The organism is Delftia sp. ASV31, assembly GCF_016428765.1.
GTDB lineage: Bacteria > Pseudomonadota > Gammaproteobacteria > Burkholderiales > Burkholderiaceae_C > Comamonas > Comamonas acidovorans.
Genome location: NZ_JAELTK010000047.1, coordinates 1 through 19,425, shown reverse-complemented (window position 1 = coordinate 19,425; position 19,425 = coordinate 1). Strand labels below are relative to the sequence as shown.

The 19,425-nt window shown below is 69.8% G+C and carries 17 protein-coding genes; 8 read left to right on the top strand and 9 right to left on the bottom strand.

Annotated features, from left to right (window positions below):
- Positions 1 to 109 precede the first annotated feature (109 nt).
- From JHD82_RS17290 to JHD82_RS17255, 8 genes are all read left to right on the top strand, one after another.
- Positions 110 to 889 carry an IclR family transcriptional regulator gene (locus tag JHD82_RS17290; RefSeq protein WP_016446622.1) on the top strand — a complete coding sequence of 260 codons (780 nt, stop codon included), beginning with the start codon at positions 110 to 112 and terminating at the stop codon, positions 887 to 889.
- A complete protein-coding gene (locus JHD82_RS17285) occupies positions 882 to 2,057 on the top strand; it encodes a DUF3108 domain-containing protein (RefSeq protein ID WP_199137753.1) in 1,176 nt (391 codons plus the stop codon). The genes JHD82_RS17290 and JHD82_RS17285 overlap by 8 nt, the downstream gene beginning before the upstream one ends.
- 205 nt (positions 2,058 to 2,262) lie before the next feature.
- Complete coding sequence (locus JHD82_RS17280; protein ID WP_199137751.1) at positions 2,263 to 2,556, top strand: DUF3567 domain-containing protein; 294 nt, start codon at positions 2,263 to 2,265, stop codon at positions 2,554 to 2,556.
- Positions 2,557 to 2,798: 242 nt separating this feature from the next.
- Positions 2,799 to 4,247, top strand: a complete 1,449-nt coding sequence (locus JHD82_RS17275; protein ID WP_199137749.1) for a nitrate/nitrite transporter — start codon at positions 2,799 to 2,801, stop codon at positions 4,245 to 4,247.
- Positions 4,248 to 4,260: 13 nt separating this feature from the next.
- Positions 4,261 to 5,802: an FGGY family carbohydrate kinase gene (locus tag JHD82_RS17270; RefSeq protein WP_199137747.1), complete on the top strand. Its 1,542-nt coding sequence runs from the start codon at positions 4,261 to 4,263 to the stop codon at positions 5,800 to 5,802.
- Positions 5,799 to 7,481, top strand: coding sequence for a glycerol-3-phosphate dehydrogenase/oxidase (locus JHD82_RS17265; protein WP_199137745.1), 1,683 nt, complete (start codon positions 5,799 to 5,801; stop codon positions 7,479 to 7,481). Before JHD82_RS17270 ends, JHD82_RS17265 begins: the two co-directional genes overlap by 4 nt.
- On the top strand, positions 7,475 to 9,025 hold the full coding sequence (locus tag JHD82_RS17260) for an FAD-binding oxidoreductase (protein WP_199137743.1): 1,551 nt from the start codon (positions 7,475 to 7,477) through the stop codon (positions 9,023 to 9,025). The genes JHD82_RS17265 and JHD82_RS17260 overlap by 7 nt, the downstream gene beginning before the upstream one ends.
- Position 9,026: 1 nt before the next feature.
- The gene (locus tag JHD82_RS17255) at positions 9,027 to 9,593 is read left to right on the top strand and encodes a glycerol-3-phosphate responsive antiterminator (RefSeq protein ID WP_012203049.1); all 567 of its coding nucleotides are present in this window, start codon (positions 9,027 to 9,029) and stop codon (positions 9,591 to 9,593) included.
- A gap of 8 nt (positions 9,594 to 9,601) precedes the next feature.
- Here JHD82_RS17255 and JHD82_RS17250 read toward each other — a convergent pair whose 3' ends face one another.
- The 9 genes from JHD82_RS17250 to JHD82_RS17210 form a co-directional block, all read right to left on the bottom strand.
- On the bottom strand, positions 9,602 to 10,696 hold the full coding sequence (locus tag JHD82_RS17250; RefSeq protein ID WP_199137741.1) for an AbrB family transcriptional regulator: 1,095 nt from the start codon (positions 10,694 to 10,696) through the stop codon (positions 9,602 to 9,604).
- A 71-nt stretch (positions 10,697 to 10,767) separates the two neighbouring features.
- Entirely contained in the window at positions 10,768 to 11,346 is a 579-nt protein-coding gene (locus JHD82_RS17245; protein WP_199137739.1) for a hemerythrin domain-containing protein, read from the bottom strand.
- Positions 11,343 to 13,796 (bottom strand): adenosylcobalamin-dependent ribonucleoside-diphosphate reductase, encoded by a 2,454-nt coding sequence (locus JHD82_RS17240; protein ID WP_199137737.1) that lies wholly within the window; start codon positions 13,794 to 13,796, stop codon positions 11,343 to 11,345. The genes JHD82_RS17245 and JHD82_RS17240 overlap by 4 nt, the downstream gene beginning before the upstream one ends.
- Positions 13,797 to 13,851: 55 nt before the next feature.
- Positions 13,852 to 14,529 (bottom strand): carbonic anhydrase, encoded by a 678-nt coding sequence (locus tag JHD82_RS17235; protein WP_016451950.1) that lies wholly within the window; start codon positions 14,527 to 14,529, stop codon positions 13,852 to 13,854.
- A 14-nt stretch (positions 14,530 to 14,543) separates the two neighbouring features.
- Complete coding sequence (locus JHD82_RS17230) at positions 14,544 to 15,365, bottom strand: peptidylprolyl isomerase (RefSeq protein ID WP_199137727.1); 822 nt, start codon at positions 15,363 to 15,365, stop codon at positions 14,544 to 14,546.
- 91 nt (positions 15,366 to 15,456) lie between these two features.
- Positions 15,457 to 16,194, bottom strand: coding sequence for a respiratory nitrate reductase subunit gamma (narI, locus tag JHD82_RS17225; RefSeq protein ID WP_012203043.1), 738 nt, complete (start codon positions 16,192 to 16,194; stop codon positions 15,457 to 15,459).
- Entirely contained in the window at positions 16,191 to 16,904 is a 714-nt protein-coding gene (gene narJ, locus JHD82_RS17220; protein WP_199137725.1) for a nitrate reductase molybdenum cofactor assembly chaperone, read from the bottom strand. The genes narI and narJ overlap by 4 nt, the downstream gene beginning before the upstream one ends.
- A gap of 11 nt (positions 16,905 to 16,915) precedes the next feature.
- On the bottom strand, positions 16,916 to 18,457 hold the full coding sequence (gene narH / locus JHD82_RS17215; protein ID WP_199137723.1) for a nitrate reductase subunit beta: 1,542 nt from the start codon (positions 18,455 to 18,457) through the stop codon (positions 16,916 to 16,918).
- An 18-nt stretch (positions 18,458 to 18,475) separates the two neighbouring features.
- Positions 18,476 to 19,425 (bottom strand): nitrate reductase subunit alpha (locus JHD82_RS17210; RefSeq protein WP_199137721.1); only part of this gene is annotated, 950 nt, incomplete at its 5' end.

Genomic DNA, 19,425 nt, shown 5'->3' with positions numbered 1-19,425 from the left:
CCGCCGCGCGCCACGGCATCCGGGCAGCGGCCTGGATACCCATGGCGACGCAGCCACGAATTACGATAAGTTAAATTGATTTAACTAAACAAAACCAAATTCTATTGCAATGGACAAGGAACGCGCAGGGATTCAATCGGTCGAGGTCGGTTTTACATTGCTGGAGGCGCTGACGCGCGCCCGGGGCCCGCAGATGCTCAAGGACCTGGCGTCCGACGCCGGCATGAGCGCCGCCAAGGCCCACCGCTACCTCGTGAGCTTCCAGCGCATCGGACTGGTCACCCAGGACGCGCGCACCTCCCGCTACGACCTGGGCCCGGCCTCGCTCAAGCTGGGCCTGGCCTCGCTGGCGCGGCTGGACCCCGTGCGGCTGGCGCGCGAACGCATGCCCGCACTCATGGAGCGCATCCACCACACGGCGGCCATCGCCGTCTGGGGCAACCACGGGCCGACCATCGTGCACTGGGAGGAAAGCGCCCAGTCGGTCACCGCCAACCTGCGCCTGGGCGACGTCATGCCCATGCTGGCCTCAGCCACCGGGCGCTGCTTCGCAGCCTGGCTGCCGCGCGAGGTCACGGCCCCGCTGCTGGAGCCCGAAGTGGACAAGGCCCGCCGCATCCAGCGCAAGGACCTGCCGCTCACGCCCGAGGCCATAGACGCCATGCTGGCCGAGGTGCGCGAGCGCGGCACCGCCCGCGTGGTCGATACCGTGCTGCCCGGCATCGTGGCCTTTTGCACGCCGGTCTTCGACTCCTCGGGCCATATCGTGCTGGGCCTGACCACGCTGGGCTCGATTGCCACTTTCGACCCCGAATACGGCGGCGCCATCGACGCGCCCCTGCGCGAGGCCTGCCTCCAGCTGTCCCAGGACCTGGGCTGGAATGCCTGAAATGCACCTGCGCCAGCGCGCCCTGCCTGCCCTCACCGCCGTGGTGCTGGGCGTGCACGCCCTGGCCCTGCTGGGCCTGCCGCTGTGGAGCCAGGTATCGGCGCCGCACACCGAGGTGGCAGCCATGCAGACGCGGGCGCTGTCCCTGCCCGAGCCACCCGCCCCCCCGCCTGCAGCGCCCGTACCCGCACCGAAGGCGCCTGCGCCCAAGCCGCAGCAGCCTCGCCCCAAGGTCCAGCGCCCGACACCCGCCGCACCCGCGCCCACGCCCGAACCGCTGGACACGCCCATCCGCGAAACCGTCGAACCCTTGCCGATGGCCGCAGCACCGGAGCCTGCCGCATCGGACGCATCGGACGCATCGGAAACCGCCGCTGCCGGCAGCGGGCCAACCCCGGCCACGCCGCCGGCGCCGCCTGCTCCCAAGCCCGAACCCGAAACACCGCCCACGCCCTCGGCCGGCCCGGCCCAGGGCATGGCCATCACCTCGCCCGACGGCACGCCGCTGGCCTCCGACGCCCCCGTCCCCGTGCAACTGCCCGATCCCGCGCGGCTGTCGTTCGCCGTCACCGGCCAGGCCAAGCGCTTCAACTACTCGGCCAGTGCCGAGCTGGTCTGGCGCCATGCCAACGGCCAGTACCAGGCCAGCCAGGAAGTCAGCCTGTTCCTGCTGGGCTCGCGCTCGCAGACCAGTGAAGGCCGCATCACGGACAGGGGCCTGGAGCCCAGCCGCTTCAACGACAAGGCACGCAAGGAGCAATCGGCGCAGCTGGCGTTCGACCAGAACCTGGCGCACTTCAGCACGGGCGCGCCCGATGCCGCCATCGCGCCCGGCGCGCAGGACCGGCTCAGCGTGTTCCTGCAACTGTCGGCCCTGCTGGCGGCGGCGCCGCAGCGCTACCCGGCGGGCACGCAGATCAGCTTCATCACCGTCAGCGCACGGCGCGCCGACCGCTGGACCTTCCGCGTGGGTGAGACCGAGACGCTGGACCTTCCCTCGGGCAGCACGCAGGCGCTGCGGCTGGACAAGATCGCGGCGGCCGGCGATGACCAGCAGGCCTCGCTGTGGCTGGCGCCGTCCATGCAATACCTGCCCGTGCGCATCCGGCTGGCGCAGGACAACGGCGACTTCGCCGACCTGCAGCTCAAGGGCCGCCAGGCACCCTGATCGCGGGTAGGCCGCCACTTGCAGGCGCCGCTGCCGCCCGCCTACCACAGCGCGGCCTGCGTCGCACGCCGCCGCGCATGCCAATCCGTGGAATACTGCATGCAAGTGCCTGTGATAGATCGGGACCCCCACGGTTCTTGAAATCCGGCGCTTCGCAGCCATGTAGGCTGTGCGACGCCCGGCAACGGGCCAGAAAGGGAACACCATGCAAATGCTTTACGACTCCGAATCTTTTGTGGTGCTCCATCTGCGTCCCGACATGGATCCGGATGCAACGGCTGGCAATGAGGCAGTCGATCCCGCCCGCCAACTGCCACGCCACGGCTTCGAGATCGTGGACAAGCGCTCGGGCAAGGAGGTCTACCTGGACGGTTCCTGGGCCGAGATGTTCCAAAAGCAGATCATTGCCTGGCAGCTCGACGCCCCCACCGAGGAAGAGGTGGAAGACGCGCTGGATCGCTACGCCGGCCTGGCCCAGCAGCCCGTCGTGGTCCACTGACAGCACACAGCGCACGGCCCCCCTGAAGGGGCTGCGTGCCAAGCCCGCCGCAGGTTCTCTGCGGCGGGCTTTTTCTTTGGGCGCGGCCATTGCGCGGACCCTGGTGCTTTCACCGATCCGCAGCCTGCGCCTCCTGCCTAGAATCCTGAGCGCAGGTTCAAGATTTGAAGACCATCTGTGAGATGGTCTTGTCACGCCTGTGTGGTGTGCGCCGGCCTCTTGCAGACAACCAGGAGGCAGCGATGCAAACCACAGGCCACAGCATTCGTGGCGTTCAGGATGTCATCTCGTACATCGACGCACGCCAGGGCATTTCAGGCCGCGCCGGCACCATCTGGTGGCTGGCACTCGGCGGCCTTTTCCTCGACGCCTTTTCCAACTCCGCGCTCAGCGTGGGCCTGGGGCCCATGACGCGCGACCAGCAGCTCACGCCGGCCGAGGTGGCCTGGATGACGTCGCTGGCCTCCTGGGTGTCCATCGCCTTCAACCCCATCGGCGGCTGGATGGCCGACCGCTGGGGCCGCATGCGCCCCCTGGTCATCGCCAAGGTGCTGGCCGTGGCCGGTGCGCTGCTGGTCAGCATGGCGCCCGACTACGCCACCATCCTTTTCGGCCGCTTCTTCGTGGGCGCGGCCTATGGCATCGACTTCGCCATCGCCATGGCGGTGCTGGCCGAGTTCACGCCCGCACGCCTCAAGAGCCGGCTCAATGTCTGGCAGGGCATGTGGTACATGGCCGTGTGCAGCAACCTGGTGCTGGCGCTGTGGTTCCACTCCTGGGACGTGGGCGATTCGCTGTGGCGCTACTCGGTCGCGGCCACCGCCGTGTTCGGCGTGTTCATCCTGGGCCTGCAGGCCGCGCTGCTGGTGGAAAGCCCGACCTGGCTGGCACGCAAGGAGCGGCTTGACGACGCGGCCCGCGCCATGACGCGCATCTATGGCCAGACCTTCATGGCAGCGCCCCTTGCCGAGCGCCTGCCCGTGCTCAACCCGGCCCGGCGCGGCCTGGCCAATGTGCTGCTGATCTTTCGCGGCATCTACCTGCCGCGCACGCTGCTGGCGGCCACGGTGCAGATAGGCCAGTCCATCCAGTACTTTGCCGTGGGCTGGTACCTGCCGCTGATCAGCGCCTCGCTGTTCGGCAAGGATTTCCGCGAGGCCACGCTGGGCGCGCTGGTGTTCAACGTGTTCGGCATCGTCGGCGGCTTCCTGTCGCCCGTCATCGGGCGCCGGCTGGGCCTGCGGCGGGCCTCGGCCTTCGGCTTTGCGCTGGTGTTCCTGATGCTGCTGGTGCTGGGCCTGTTCAACGGCCGCATGCCCATCTGGCTGGCCGTGGCCGTGCCCTCGCTGTTCATCCTCTTTCACTCGGGCGGGCCCGGCGCCAACGGCAAGAGCCTGTCCACGCTGTCGTTCCGCAGCGAGCTGCGCGCGGGCGCCAATGGCGTGATCGGTGCGCTGGGCGCCATGGGCGCGGCGCTGGGGCTGCTGGTGTTCCCGCTGTTCCGCCAGCAGTACGGGCTGGAGAACACCTTCCTCATCCTGTCCGTGGTGCCGCTGCTGGCCAGCATCGTCTGCTTTTCCATCCGCTGGGACCCCACGCGCACCACCGTGAACCCCGACGACGAGCCCGGCGCGCCCCAGTTCGCGGACGACGCCGCCCTGCCCGCCAAGATCGCTCAAACCACCGCCTGAAAGAGACCACCCCATGCACCATGAAGCCGTGATCCTTTGCATAGACGAAGGCACCTCGGGCACGCGCGCCGCCGTCGTGGGGCGCGACGGGCAGGTGTCCGCCCAGGACTATCTGCCGCTGGAAATCCATTGCCCGCGCCCCGGCGTGGTCGAGCAGGACGCCGACCTGCTGCTGGAGCGCACGCTGGACGTGTGCCGCCGCGCCATTGCCCGCGCCCAGGGCTGCGGCCAGCAGATCGTGGCCCTGGCCATTGCCAACCAGCGCTGCTCGGCCGTGCTCTGGGACACGGCCACGGGCCGGTCGCTGGCCCCCATCATGGTCTGGCAGGACTCGCGCCACCGCGACGAACTGGCCCTGCTGGCCGGCGACTGGGATGCCTGGCTGATCCGCCACGCGGGCCGGCCCGTGGGCGTGCGTTCGCCCTACCTGTGGGCCGCGCGCAAGCTGCGTGAGGATGCTGCCGTGGCCCGTGCCTGGCAGCAGCGCCGCCTGGCCTTCGGCACCATCGACTCCTGGCTGCTGTGGCATCTGTCGGATGCGCGCGCCGTGGTCACCACGCCCACCAATGTGACCTCGGGCAACGCCTATGCGCTGGGCGATCACCGCTACCTGCAGGACTGGCTGGACGCGCTGGAGTTTCCCGCCGAGCTGCTGCCCCGCCTGTGCGAGGACGTGCAGGACTTCGGCCGCACGCGCACCGAGCTGCTGGGCCTGGCCGTGCCCATCCTGGCCTGCGCGGGCGACCAGCATGCGGCCGCCGTGGGCCTGGGCTGCCTGGAGCGGGGCCAGGCGCTGTGCGTGCATGGCACGGGCAGCTTCGTCGATGTGCTCACGGGAACAAAGCTGCCCGCGCATGACGCGGCCCATGAAAGCTCGCTGACCATGACCGCGCGGCGCATGGGCGGTGTCTCGCGCTATGCCATCGAGACCTATGTGCCCACCACCGGCTCGGCGCTCAACTGGATCTGCGAGAAGCTGCAGTGGTTCGACAACCCGCAGCAGATCAGCACCCTGGCCCGTGAGGCCGAGACGCCGGCCGACCTGGTCTTCATCCCCGCGCTCACGGGCCTGCGCCTGCCGGCCATGGAGCCGGGGGCGCGGGCCTCGATCTCGGGCGTGTCCATGGCCACCTCGCGGCCGCAGTTGGCGCGCTCCATCCTCGAAGGCATTGCGCATTCCGTGGCCTCCTGCGTGCAGGCGGACGAGGCGGCCTCGGGCACCGAGGTGGGCGAGCTGCTGGTGGGCGGTGGCCTGTCGGGCAGCGATGCGCTGCTGCAGATCCAGGCCGACCTGGGCGGCCTGCCCGTGCGCCGCCTGGCCGATACCGACAAGGCCAGCCTGCGCGGCATCGCCTTCATGGCCGGCAGCGCAGGCCTGCTGTGGGACGGGCTGGAGCAGGCCTGCGCCACGCTGCGCACCGAAGCGGTCTTCACCCCGCGCATGGCGGCCGACGAGCGCGGCGAGCGCCGCCGCATCTGGCGCGCCCGCGTGGGCGACGAACTGGCCCGCGCCCGGGCCCCCGGCCGCAGCGCCGCCCTGGAGGGCTGCGCATGATGCAATGGCCCTTTGGCAAGGAACGCAGGGATAGCGCCGCACTGACCCAGACCGCGCCGCTGCAGCTGCAGCGCGCGGACCAGCTCGCGCGGCTGGGTGACGAGGCCTTCGACCTGCTGGTCATCGGTGGCGGCATCACCGGCGCCTATGCGGCGCTGGACGCCAGCCTGCGCGGCCTGCGCGTGGCCCTGGTGGAGAAGGACGACTTCGCCTCGGGCACCTCGTCCAAGTCCTCCAAGATGGTGCACGGCGGCCTGCGCTACATCGAGCAGGGCAACCTGGGGCTGGTGCGGCACTCGCTGCTGGAGCGCCAGCGCCTGCGCCGCAATGCGCGGCACCTGGTGCAGCGCCTGCCCTTCCTGTTTCCCGTGATGGAGCGCGACGGCGTCTTCGACGCCCGCCTGGCCAAGGCCTTCGGCAGCCTGCTGTGGACCTATGACCTGGCCGGCGGCTGGCGCGAAGGCATCCTGCACCGCAAGCTCGGCAAGGCCGAGGTGCTGTCGCACTGCCCGAGCTTTCGCGAAGAGCAGCTCCTGGGCGGCTACATGTACTTCGACGCGCGCGTGGACGATGCGCGGCTCACGCTGGCCGTGGCGCGCACCGCGGCCTTCCATGGCGCGGCCGTGCTCAACCACTGCCAGGCCACCGCCGTCACGCGCAACGCCCACGGCCGCGTGGATGGCGCCATCGTCCAGGCCGATGGCCGCGAGATCACGGTGCGCGCGCGCAGCGTGGTCATGGCCACGGGCGTGTGGCTGCGCGACTGGGATGGCCGCAAGCCCGGCCAGGAACCCCGGCTGCATGTGCGCCCCGCCAAGGGCGTGCACGTGGCCATTCCCTGGCTGCGCATACGCAACGACTGCACCGTCACCATTCCCGTGCCGGGCCGCAGCCGGCGCGCCACCATCACGCGCTGGGGCGATGTCTCCTACCTGGGCACCACCGACGAGGACTACGCAGGTGGCCTGGACGATGTGCACTGCACGCGCACCGAGCTGGACTTCCTGCTCGAAGGCGCCCGATCGGCGCTCAAGGTGGACCTGTCGCCCGAGGATGTGGTCGGCTCCATCGCCGGCTGCCGCCCCCTGGTCGGCCCGCCCGGCGGCAAGACCGTGGAGATGAAGCGCAACCACGAAATCCATGTGGCGGCCGACGGCCTGGTCACCATCGTGGGCGGCAAGCTCACCACCTCGCGCCACATGGCCGAGCAGACCGTGGACGCCGTGGAAAAACTGCTGGGCCGGCGCACGCGCTGCACCACCACCTCGGCCTTTGTGCTGGGCGCGGCTGGCTACGACGCCCAGGCCATCACGGCCACGGGCGGCCTGTCGGCCCACCTGGGCGAGCGCTACGGCACGGAGGCGCGCTTCGTCAGCGACCTGCTGGCCGTGCGGCCCGAACTGGCCCGGCCCATCGTGCAGGGACTGCCCCATACCGAGGCCGAAGTCCTCTACGCCGTGCGCCACGAAATGGCGGCCAGCGTGGACGACGTGCTCTCGCGCCGCCTGCGCGCCCGCCTCATGGCGCGCGATGCCTCGGCCCACGCCGCGCAGCGCGTGGGCGACATCCTGGCCGATGAACTGGGACTGACACCCGCGCAGGTCGCGCAACAGGTCCACGACTACCGCCGCGCCGTGGAGCGCGAAAAACAGATTTTGATGGGAGACATCCAATGCTGAGCAAAGACGCAATCGCCCGCGGCTACAACCGCCGCAAATACGTGGTGGGCGCCCCCACGACACCGGGCTGGGCGGCGCAGGCCGCACCCGCAGCCGACCGCCCTGCCTCCGAAGGTCCTGCCTGCGGCCTGCAGCACGAACCCGTGGCCGTGCCCGAGGCCGCGCTCGCCGAGCTTCGCGCCGCCTGCGACCGCGTGCAGACCGAGCGCGCCGACATCGTTGCCGGCACGCGCGACTGGTGGGCGCGCACCATGGTGGCCGAGACCTCGGGCCACCCGGCCACGCCGCAGGCCGTCATCGCCCATGCATCCACCGTGGAGCAGGTGCAGGCCGTGATGCGCATTGCCGACGCGCACGCCATTCCCGTCACCGTTTCGGCCGGGCGCAGCAACGTCACGGGCGCGGCCCTGCCCCTGCGCGGCGGCATCGTGCTGGACCTGTGCGAACTCAATCGCTTCATCGCCATGGACGAGCAAAGCCAGATCGTCGAGGTCGAGGCCGGCATGTTCGGCGACGTGTTCGAGGAAACCATCCAGCGCCGCCACGGCATGACCATGGGCCACTGGCCCTCGTCCTTCGGCATCAGCACCGTGGGCGGCTGGGTGGCCTGCCGGGGCGCGGGCCAGCTGTCCACGCGCTACGGAAAGATCGAGGACATGGTCCACGGCATGGACGTGGTGCTGGCCGACGGCCGCCTCGTCACCGTGGGTGGCTACGCGCGCGCGGCCATCGGGCCGGACCTGCAGCAGCTGTTCATCGGCTCGGAAGGCACGCTGGGCGTGATCGTGCGCATCCGCTTCAAGCTGCACCGCCTGCCCGACCACGGCCGCGCCATCGCCTATGGCTTCGCCAGCTTTGCCCAGGGCCTGGAGGCCTGCCGACAGATCCTGCAGCAAGGCGCCAACCCCGCCGCGCTGCGGCTGTATGACGCGCTGGAAAGCGGCGTGCAATTCGGCCGCAGCGACCTCAACGTGCTGCTGATCGCCGACGAAGGCGCGCCCGAGATCGTCGATGCCGTCATGGCCATCTGCGAACGTGTGTGTGCACCCTTGGGTGAACGGCTGGACGGCGCCGCCACCCTGGAGCGCTGGCTGGACACGCGCTACCTGACCGGCAAAAGCGCCGAGGGCTTCAAGAAAGGCCCGGGCTTCGTCGCCGACACGCTGGAGATGTGCGGCCCCTGGAAAGACCTGCCGGCCATCTACGAGGAAGTGGTCGCCGCCCTGCAGGCCATCCCCGGCACCCTGGCCGGCTCGGCCCACCAGTCGCATGCCTATGTGGATGGCGCCTGCCTGTACTTTTCGCTGCGCGGCGAGGTGGCCGTGGACCAGCGTGCCCAGTGGTACCGCGCGGCCTGGGACGCGGCCAACGCCGTGCTGCTGCGCCACGGCGCCACGCTCAGCCACCACCACGGCGTGGGCCTGCTGCGCGCGCCCTACATGCGGCAGTCGCTGGGCCCGGCCTTTGCCCTGCTGGAGGCCACCAAGCGCATGCTGGACCCCAAGAACCTGCTCAACCCCGGCAAGCTGGGGCTGGACCTCTGACATGGGCCGCCCGGACAACTCCCTGGGCGCGCGGCTGGCGCGCCGCCCCGTCATCGCAACCCTGTACGGAGCCGAGCAGATGGACGCGCTGCTGGCCAGCCAGGCCGAAGTCGCCATCGTCGCCAACATCGAACTGCGCCGCCTGCGCTCGGTGATCTCCACCATCACCGGGGCGGGCAAGATCGCCATCGTCAACATCGACAGCTGCGACGGCATCTCGCCCGACAAGGGCGGCGTGGACTACCTTGTGGACCTGGGCGCCAGCAGCCTGCTGTCCACGCGCGTGGCCACCATCCAGCGCGCCAACAAGGCCGGGCTGCTGACCATGCAAAAGGTCTTCGTCACCGACCGCTCCACCTGGCCGCGCAGCATCAAGGCCGTGGAGCAGAGCGACCCCAACCTCGTGCAGATCATGCCCGCCCCCATGCTGGCCCACATCACCGAGGCCGAGCGCCGCATCCTGCCGCCCCTGGTGGCCTCGGGCTTCGTCTGCAGCCAGGAGCAGGTCCAGCAGGCGCTGGCCGGGGGGGCGATTGCGGTATCTACCAGCGACAGTGGGCTGTGGTGAGGTGGGCCCTAGGCCGTGCGCGACGCGGCCGGCCCGCGCGCCTCCACCCAGCGGAACAGCGGCGCCACCAGCAGCAGCACGACGATCAGCCGGCAGACCTGGAAGGCCGTGACCACGGGCACGCCCAGCTGCAGCACCTTGGCGGTGATGGCCATCTCGGTGATGCCGCCCGGCGAGGTGCCCAGCAGCAGCGTGACCCAGGGCAGGTCCACGGCCAGGTGCAGCAGCCAGGCAAAGCCCGCGCAGATCGCCATGAGCCCCACGGTGCCCACGGCCACGGAGCCCAGCCAGCGCGGCGCGGTGTGCAGGAATTCGCGCTTGAAGCGCACGCCCAGGCTGATGCCGATCACCAGCTGCGCCGCATTGACCAGGGCCTGGGGCACGGCCGACAGTTCCTGGCCGCACATGGTAAGCAGCATGGACACCAGCAGCGCGCCCAGGAACCAGGGGTTGGCCCGCTTGAGCCGGTCCATGGCCCAGGCGCCCAGGCCCGTGAGCACGGCCAGCAGCGCCAGCCCCGGCCATTCGACGATGCGGATGCTGGGCGGCGTCAGCCCCTCCAGCCCGTGCAGGCCGCTCCACTGCAGCGCGAACGGAATGCTCACGGTGACGATGACCAGGCGCAGGCTGTGGCTGGCCGCCACCAGGTCGGTGCGCGCGTTCTCGCGCTCGGCCAGCAGCGTCATCTCCGACGCCGCGCCAATGGCGCCCGCGAAATAGGTGGTGGCGCGCATCTCGCCAGCCGGTATCTGCGGCATGCGCGGCGCATGCACGCGGTACAGCCAGGCGCCGAAGCCCCAGCCCAGCAGCAGCGCCCAGACGATGGCCACGGCAATCGCCCACCACAGCCCCGCGATCAACTGCACCACGGCCGGCGTGAAATACAGGCCCAGCGAGGCGCCGATGATCCACTGCCCGCCGTTGCGCAGCCGGCCCGCACTGGCCGTGGGCGCGCCCAGGATGGAGGCCAGCGAAGTGGCGATCAGCGGCCCCAGCATCCAGGGCAGCGGCGTGCGCAGCCACAGGCACAGCTGGGCGGCGGCAAAGGCGCCCAGCAGGGTCAGTGCGATGCGAAGCAGGAAAATGTGGCGGCGCTCGGGCATGGCAGGCGAGGCGGGGCAGGTTCAAAGCCTGCGAGTATCGCCGCGCCGGCTCCCGCGCGCTGCCGGCGGCGCTATCTCCGTGACAGGTCCGCGCCGCGCCGCACGGCCATCTCACGGCCCATGGCCGCCTGCGTTGCCTCTGGCAGCAGGCCGCGCGCCTGGGGGTAGGCCAGCCGCTCTTCATTCTCGACATGGCTGGCATAGCAGGCCGCGAAGCGTTCGAACACCGCCTCGTCAGCCGCGCCAAAGCCCTGGGACCGCCCCTCGGCCATGTCCAGCAGCGGCTGGCGCGCCAGCGCCCAGTCGGCGCTCATCAGGCCATGCTCGCGCTGCAGGCGCTGCACCAGGGCCACGGTCTGCGCATCGCCCTGCTCCAGCAGCGGCGGGAAGACATGCAACTCTTCGTCCTCATGGTGCAGCGGCGCCGCCTGATCGAAGTAGCGCAGGATGTCGCGCGCCGCCTGGCGTGCGCTGTCGTCGCAACCTTTGGTCCGGAGATGCACGCGCAGCCGGTCCAGCAGCGCCAGCATGCGCAGAACGCGCTCGTGGCAGGCTTCGAGCATCTCGAAGGGCTGGTCGAAGCCCGTGCCGGGCGCGCGCCAGCCGGGCACGGCATCGCCCTGCGGGCGTGGGGCCACGGCAACTTTCACCCGCAACTCCCCAGATGGCCGCAGGCCGTGCAGTACTCGCAGCCGTCCTTGCGGATCACGGCATGGGCGCCGCATTCCTCGCATTTGCGGCCGGCCATGACCATGGGGTCGGTGGCAAGAGCTTCGGGCTCGGGCAGCGGCGATGGGGCGGGCGGTGCGCCGCTGCCGCGCCGGGCCAGGATGTTCTGCACCGCATAGGCGATGGCGGCCACCTCGGAGTCGTGCCACATGGGCACGCGCGTGCCGTCGTCGCGCTGGTGGGTGCCCAGGCGCACGGGGCCCCGGTCCCAGGCCACCTTGCGCATGTCGCTGAGGGCGCGCTCCAGGAAGCCGCCGCGCGCGGCCAGTGACAGCAGGCGCATGCTGGAGGTCACCCATTGCTGGGATTCGCCGCTCTGGCCCACGGGCATGAAGAATTCGATGGCGCGGTCCACCGTGCGGCCATCGGGCAGGACCACGGGCAGGAAGGAGACGACCAGGTACAGGCGCTTGGGGCCCTGCTGGGTCCAGTACTCGATCTTCTCGGCCACGGCATCCAGCGCGCCCTGGGGGCGGCTTTCTATCACGGTGCGCAGCGGGTCGGGTGCGGAAGCCGCCGCTCCCGCCGGCGCGGGGGAGGCCGGCTTTTCAGCAGATTCGGGCGCATGGGTCTCGAGCACGGAGCCCAGGATGGTGTTGGGCCGGTAGGTGGCCAGGCCCTTGAGGCCGGCCTTCCAGGCCTGGCGGTACAGGTCCTTGAAGTCCTCGTAGGGATAGTCGGCTGCCACGTTGACGGTCTTGGAGATCGCCGTGTCCACGAAGGGCTGCACGGCCTGCATCATGGCGATGTGGCCGGCCGCAGGCATCTGCAGCGCGCTGACGAAGTACTCGGGCAGCTGCTGCACGTCGCCGCCCAGCGAGCGGTACAGGCGCCAGGCATGGTCTTCGACCGCGTACTCGGCGCTGCCGCCATCGGCCGTGCGTTTCTTGCGCTTGTAGGTCCAGGAGAACGGCGGCTCTATGCCGTTGGAGGCGTTGTCGGCAAAGGCCAGGCTGACCGTGCCCGTGGGCGCGATGGACAGCAGGTGGCTGTTGCGTATGCCGTGCGTGCGTATGCGCTGGCGCAGCGCCTCGGGCAGGCGGCTGGCGAAGGTGCCTTCGGCCAGGTAGCCATCGGCGTCGAACTTGGGGAAGGCCCCCTTCTCGCGCGCCAGCTCCACCGAGGCGCCATAGGCCGCATCGCGCATGCGCTCGGCAATGCGCGCGGCCATGGCCCGGCCCTCGGGCGCGTCGTAGCGCAGGCGCAGCATGGCCAGCGCATTGCCCATGCCCGTGAAGCCCACGCCGATGCGCCGCTTGGCCTCGCTTTCCTCGCGCTGCTGCGGCAGCGGCCACCAGGTCAGCTCCAGCACGTTGTCCAGCGCACGCACCTGCACGGCCACGGCGCGCTCGAAGGCCTCGAAGTCGAACGCAGGCTCGCCCGCGAAACCGAACGGATGGCGCACGAAGCGCGTGAGGATGACGGGGCCGAGGTCGCAGCAGCCGTAGGAGGGAAGCGGCTGTTCGCCGCAAGGATTCGTCGCCGCGATCTCCTCGCAGTAGCGCAGGTTGTTGTCGTCGTTGATGTGGTCCAGGAAGAGGATGCCGGGCTCTGCGAAGTCGTAGGCCGAGCGCATGATGGTGTCCCACAGCGTGCGGGCGGGCAGGGTCTGGTAGACCCACTGGCCGTCTTCGCGCTGGTACACGCTTTGAGGGCCCTGCTCCAGCAGGGCGGTGCCGGGGCGGGCGCGGTGCACCAGGTGCCAGGGCTGGTCTTCGGCCACGGCCTGCATGAAGGCGTCGCTGACGCCGACCGAGACGTTGAAGTTGTTCCAGCGGCCCGGCGTGCGCTTGGCGGTGATGAATTCGAGCACGTCGGGGTGGTCGATGCGCAGCACGCCCATCTGGGCGCCGCGCCGCGCGCCCGCGCTTTCCACGGTGGCGCAGGACTGGTCGAAGACGTTGATGTAGCTGCACGGGCCCGAGGCCAGCGAGGCGGTGGCGCGCACCTCGGCGCCGCGGGGGCGGATGCGCGAGAAGTCGTAGCCCACGCCGCCGCCACGGCGCATGGTTTCGGCGGCTTCGCGCAGGGCCTCGTAGATGCCGGGGTAGCCGCCGTCGTCCACGCCCTGGATGCAGTCGCCCACGGGCTGCACGAAGCAGTTGATCAGCGTGGCCTGCAGGTCGGTGCCGGCCGCGCTCATGATGCGCCCCGCGCCTATGGCGCCGGCCTGCAGGTTGGCCAGGAACAGGGCTTCGCATTCGGCGCGGCGCGCCTCGGGCTCGACCGAGGCCAGGGCGCGGGCCACGCGGGCGTAGAGCTCGCCCACGCCGGTCTCGCCGTCCTTGAGGTATTTCTCGCGCAGCACATCGAGGCTGATGGGCTGCAGATCCGCCGCGTCCTGCGCGCGGCCCAGGTTTTCGCGATGCATTGGCATGGCTCCCGTGTTGACTTGCCTGCCGCCGTCCCTGGCACTTGCTCGGGCCTCAGTCGACAAGCACTTGTCCATCATGCTCCACGTAGGGCGGGTACGGCCCGGTGCCGCTGTGCGGAGCTTGAGATGCCGCAACAAAGCGGCCGGTCTGGACATCGAAGACATGGACTTCGCCGTCTTCGATGACATAGTGCCATCCGTGCAGGCTGAGCTGCCCGGCCTCTACCCGCGATCGCACCATGGGATAGTCCATCAGCCGTTCGAGCTGCAGCACGACGGCGCGCTGCTCGGTGCGGCGCAGCGCCTCGGGGCCGGCCTGCACGGGCAGCACGGCCTCGCGGCCCAGGTCCAGCCAGCGCTGCAGGTTGCGCGCCTCGGGCGAGACTTCTCCATACAGGGCCTTGATGGCCCCGCAGTGGCTGTGGCCGCAGACCACGATACGGCTGACCTGCAGGTTGAGCACGGCGAATTCGATGGCCGCCGCCGTGCCGTGGTGGCCGTGCGATCCGTCGTACGGCGGCACGAAGGCGCCCACGTTGCGCACCAGGAACAGCTCGCCCGGCGGCGCCCCCGTGAGCAGGTAGGGCACCAGGCGCGAGTCCGAGCAGCCGATGAACAGCGTAGTGGGATGCTGGCCCTCTTCGACCAGGGTGCGGAACTGCGCGCGGTACTGCGGGAAGGCGTGCTCGTGGAAGCGCCGCAGGCGCTGCAGCAGCTCATCGTCGGGCATGGGCACGTCCCCCGCTATTGCACCAGCGGCGAGTCGGCCGCAGCGATGCGCACGCCCACCACTTCGGACTGGCCGGCCAGCAGCTGCAGGTACTGGTGGAGCGCGCTCACCCAGGTCTGCTGGTGCAGGGCCTGGGCGACGGCCGGGCGCGCCTGCTGCCAGTCGGGCAGAACGCCCGCCTCGCGCGCGCAGACCTCGACCACGTGCAGGCCGAAGCGGCTGTGCACCAGGCGCGGCAGCACGCCGATTTCCTGGGAGGCAAAGACATCGCGCGCGAATTCGGGCGCGCAGTCGCTGCGGCCCAGCCAGCCCAGTTCGCCGCCGTGCTGGCCGCTGGGGCAGTTGGACCATTGGCGCGCGGCCTCGGCAAAGCGCAGGCCGGCGTCGTCGGCGCAGCGCAGCTCGATCAGCAGGGACTCGGCCCGCCGGGTGAGGGCGCGCACGTCCACGCCGGGCGTGACGGCAAACAGCACGTGGCGCAGGCGCACGCGCTCGCCCTGGGCGAAGCGCGCGGGGTTGGCATCGAAGTGGCGGCGGCAGGCGTCCTCGCCAGGCTCGGGCAGGTGCAGCGATTGCTCCAGCAGCTGCTCTATGGCCTGGGAGGCGCGCTCGCTGATGACGCCGTCGTCGCCGGCCGCATCATCGGCGCCCAGCAGGCCTTCGCGCTGGGCCGCCTGGCGCAGCAGCTCGGTGCAGGCGCGCTGGCGCAGTTCGCGCTCGGGCGGGCGCTGTCCGGGTGCGTGCAGCGGCGTGTTGTTGATGCGGGCCACCTCGGCCCCGGCCTCGCCCACGGGCTGGAAGGCGGGCACTTCGGGGATCTCTGGAAGATCCCCCATCGGGGCAGAAGAAGTAGAAGAAGGGGTTGAAAACGCGCAGCCGCAGTGGCCGCCGCCCGATCCGTTGCATCCATGTTCCATGTCGATCTCCTCAATGGCCGGGCTTGGCATCACGGCGTGCCGACGATGCGGGCAGGCCCAGGCGGCGCGAGCGCACCAGCTGGTAGGGGCGCAGCAGGTAGACCAGGGTGCCGAAGCCGCTCCAGACGTGGACCAGGCGCGTGAAGGGGAAGACCAGGAAGATGCTCATGCCCAGGAACATGTGGGCCTTGAACACCCAGCCGGCCTCGGCCAGCAGTTCGGCCGCGCCGCCACGGAAGGTGACGATGCGCTGCGCCCATTCGGCCAGGGCCATCATCATGGAGCCGTCCATGTGCTTTGCCGACAGCGGAATGGTGGCCAGGCCCAGCAGCAGCTGCAGCCACAGCAGCCAGAGGATGGCGATGTCGCTGAACCTGGAGTGGGCGCGGATGCGCACGTCCGACAGCCGGCGGTGCAGCAAGATGGTGAGGCCGATGAAGCCCAGCGTGCCCGCGATGCCGCCGCTGACCATGGCCAGCAGCTGCTTGGCGCCTGCGGCCATGAAGGGCTCGTAGACGAAGTGCGGCGTGAGCATGCCCACGGTGTGGCCGAAGAACAGAAACAGCACGCCGATGTGGAACAGGTTGCTGCCCCAGCGCAGGCTGCCGCTGCGCAGCAGCTGCGATGAATCGCTCTTCCAGGTGTACTGGTCGCGGTCGAAGCGCAGCCAGCTGCCGATGAAGAACACGGCCAGGCAGATGTAGGGGTAGAGGCCGAAGAGCAGGTGGTCTATCCAGGAGGGGGTCATGTCAGGCTCCTTTGGCGGGTTCCTTGGGCTTGGGGCGCCGCCGTGCGGCGCACGAAATGCACGGGCTGCTCGGCGCCGGGGCGCGATTGGCCCTGGCTGCTGCAGCCGTCGAAGGCGGCGGGTTCGGCCCAGGCCTCGTCCATGGCGGGCTCGGGGCGGATTTCCACGCGCTCGGCCCTGTGGCCGGTGATCTCCAGCACGGCCGCGATCACGCTGGCATAGGGGCTGTCGCGCCGCGCCAGCGCCGTGAACAGGGCGTTGAGGATGTGGGCCATCTCGCCCAGGAATTCACGGGCGATGGCCGGCGGCTGGGTGGAGGCGAACTCCAGCACCACGGCCAGGTGGTCGGGCAGTTCGTCGGCCTCGAAGGCCAGGCCCGCGCGCTCGTAGGTCTGCTGCAGGTCGATCAGCGCCGGGCCCCGGTCGGCCGAGTCGCCGTGCACATGCTCGAACAGGTGCAGCGAGGTCTGGTGGCCCCGGTCGAAGGTGTCCACGTAGCGGGCCTCGGCCTCGAAGGGGTCCATGGACTGCAGCTGCTCGGCCAGCTGCTGCAACTCGCGCAGCCGCGCGGGCGCCACGGATTGCTCCAGGCGCAGGGCGTCGATCAGGCCCGGCAGCAGGGCGCGCAGCTCGGCGCCGGGGTAGCCGATGAGGCAGGCCAGCGCGCGCAGCGTCAGGCGCACGGGGGTGGAGGTGTTGTGATTGAACATGGCGGCAGTCTTCACATTTGCGCGCGGATGGGGATGGTGCGCGGCTTCTTGCCGCCGAACAGGCTGGCGTCGGTGCTGCCGTCGGAGCAGCCGTTGCCGAACGAGAAGCCGCAGCCGCCGCGCAAATCGAACGCGCTTTCGGCGTATTCGCGGTGGGCCGAGGGGATGACGAAGCGGTCCTCGTAGTTGGCGATCGCCATGGTCTGGTACATGTCCTCGACCTCGTGCACCGTCAGTCCCGCGTACTGGAGCACTGCCAGGTTCCGTTCCTGGTCCACGTGCTTGCTGCGCTGGTACGCGCGCATGGCCAGCATGCGCTCCAGCGCGCGCACCACGGGCGTGGTGTCGCCGGCGGTGAGCAGGTTGGCCAGGTACTGCACGGGGATGCGCAGCTGCGAGACATCGGGCAGGTCGCCATTGATGGGGCTGCGGCCGACACTGTCGAGATGCCCGGCGTTCGCCGCCGAGGTGATGGGCGACAGCGGCGGCACATACCAGACCATGGGCAGGGTGCGGTACTCGGGGTGCAGCGGCAGGGCCACCTTCCAGTCCACGGCCATCTTGTAGACGGGGCTGGACTGGGCGGCCTCGATCCAGGCGTCGGGGATGCCGTCGATGCGGGCTTGGCGGATGACCTCGGGATCATTGGGGTCCAGGAAGATGTCCAGCTGCGCCTGGTAGAGGTCGCGGTCGCGCTCCACGCTGGCCGCTTCCTCGATGCGGTCGGCGTCGTACAGCAGCACGCCCAGGTAGCGGATGCGGCCCACGCAGGTTTCGGAGCAGACGGTGGGCTGGCCGGCCTCGATGCGCGGGTAGCAGAAGATGCATTTTTCGGCCTTGCCGCTTTGCCAGTTGTAGTAGATCTTCTTGTAGGGGCAGCCGGAGACGCACATGCGCCAGCCGCGGCACTTGTCCTGGTCGATGAGGACGATGCCGTCCTCCTCGCGCTTGTAGATCGAGCCCGAGGGGCAGGACGCCACGCAGGCCGGGTTCAGGCAGTGCTCGCACAGGCGCGGCAGGTACATCATGAAGGTGTTCTCGAACTGGCCGTAGATGTCCTTCTGGATCTGCTCGAAGTTCACGTCATGGCTGCGCTTGCTGAATTCGCCGCCCAGGATTTCCTCCCAGTTCGGACCCCATTCGATCTTCTCCATGCGCTGGCCCGAGATCAGGCTGCGCGCGCGCGCCGTGGGCGCGGCCTTGCTTTCCCTGGCCGACTGCAGGTGCTCGTAGTCGTAGGTGAAGGGTTCGTAGTAGTCGTCGATCTGGGGCAGGTTGGGGTTGGCGAAGATGCGCATCAACAGGCTCCACTTGCCGCCCTGGCGGGGCGCGATGGAGCCGTCCGTGCGGCGCATCCAGCCGCCGTTCCACTTGGCCTGGTTTTCCCACTCGCGCGGGTAGCCGATGCCGGGCTTGGTCTCGACGTTGTTGAACCAGGCGTATTCGACGCCGGGGCGGCTGGTCCAGACGTTCTTGCAGGTGACGGAGCAGGTGTGGCAGCCGATGCACTTGTCCAGGTTCAGCACCATGCCGATCTGTGCGCGGATTTTCATCGTGTTTCTCCTTGTTGTTCAGGCATGGGCGGCTGCGCCGGCCTCGGCTTCGTCGTCAAGCCAATCTATGCGGCGCATCTTGCGCACCAGGACAAATTCGTCACGGTTGGTGCCGATGGTTCCGTAGTAGTTGAAGCCGTAGCTGTACTGCGCGTAGCCGCCGATCATGTGGGTGGGCTTGAGCACGATGCGCGTGACCGAGTTGTGGATGCCGCCGCGCGTGCCGGTGATCTCCGAGCCCGGCGTGTTGATGGTCTTCTCCTGCGCGTGGTACATCATCACCATGCCCGGCTTGACGCGCTGGCTGACCACGGCCCGCGCCGCGATGGCGCCGTTGGCGTTGTACAGCTCCACCCAGTCGTTGTCGGCGATGCCGGCGCTCTTGGCGTCGTCCTCGCTGAGCCAGACGATGGGGCCGCCACGCGCCAGCGTGAGCATCATCAGGTTGTCGCCATAGGTGGAGTGGATGCCCCACTTCTGGTGCGGCGTGATGAAGTTCAGCGCGATCTCGGGGTGGCCGTTGGGCTTTTGGCCCTGCACTTCCTGCAGCGCCTTCATGTGCACGGGCGGGCGGTAGCTGACGAAGCCTTCGCCGAAGTCGCGCATCCACGGATGGTCCTGGTAGAACTGCTGGCGGCCGGTGAGGGTGCGCCATGGGATCAGCTCATGCACGTTGGTGTAGCAGGCGTTGTAGCTGACCTTCTCGCTTTCCAGGCCCGACCAGGTGGGCGAGCTGATGATCTTGCGCGGCTGCGCCTGGATGTCGCGAAAGCGGATCTTCTCGTCCTCGCGGTGCAGGGCCAGGTGGGCGTGCTCGCGCCCCGTCTGCTTCGACAGCGCCTCCCAGGCCTTGACGGCCACGTGGCCGTTGGTCTCGGGCGCCAGCATCATCACCACCTCGGTGGCGTCGATGTCGGTGACGATGCGCGGGCGGCCCTGGCTCACGCCTTCCTCGCGCACCAGGCCGT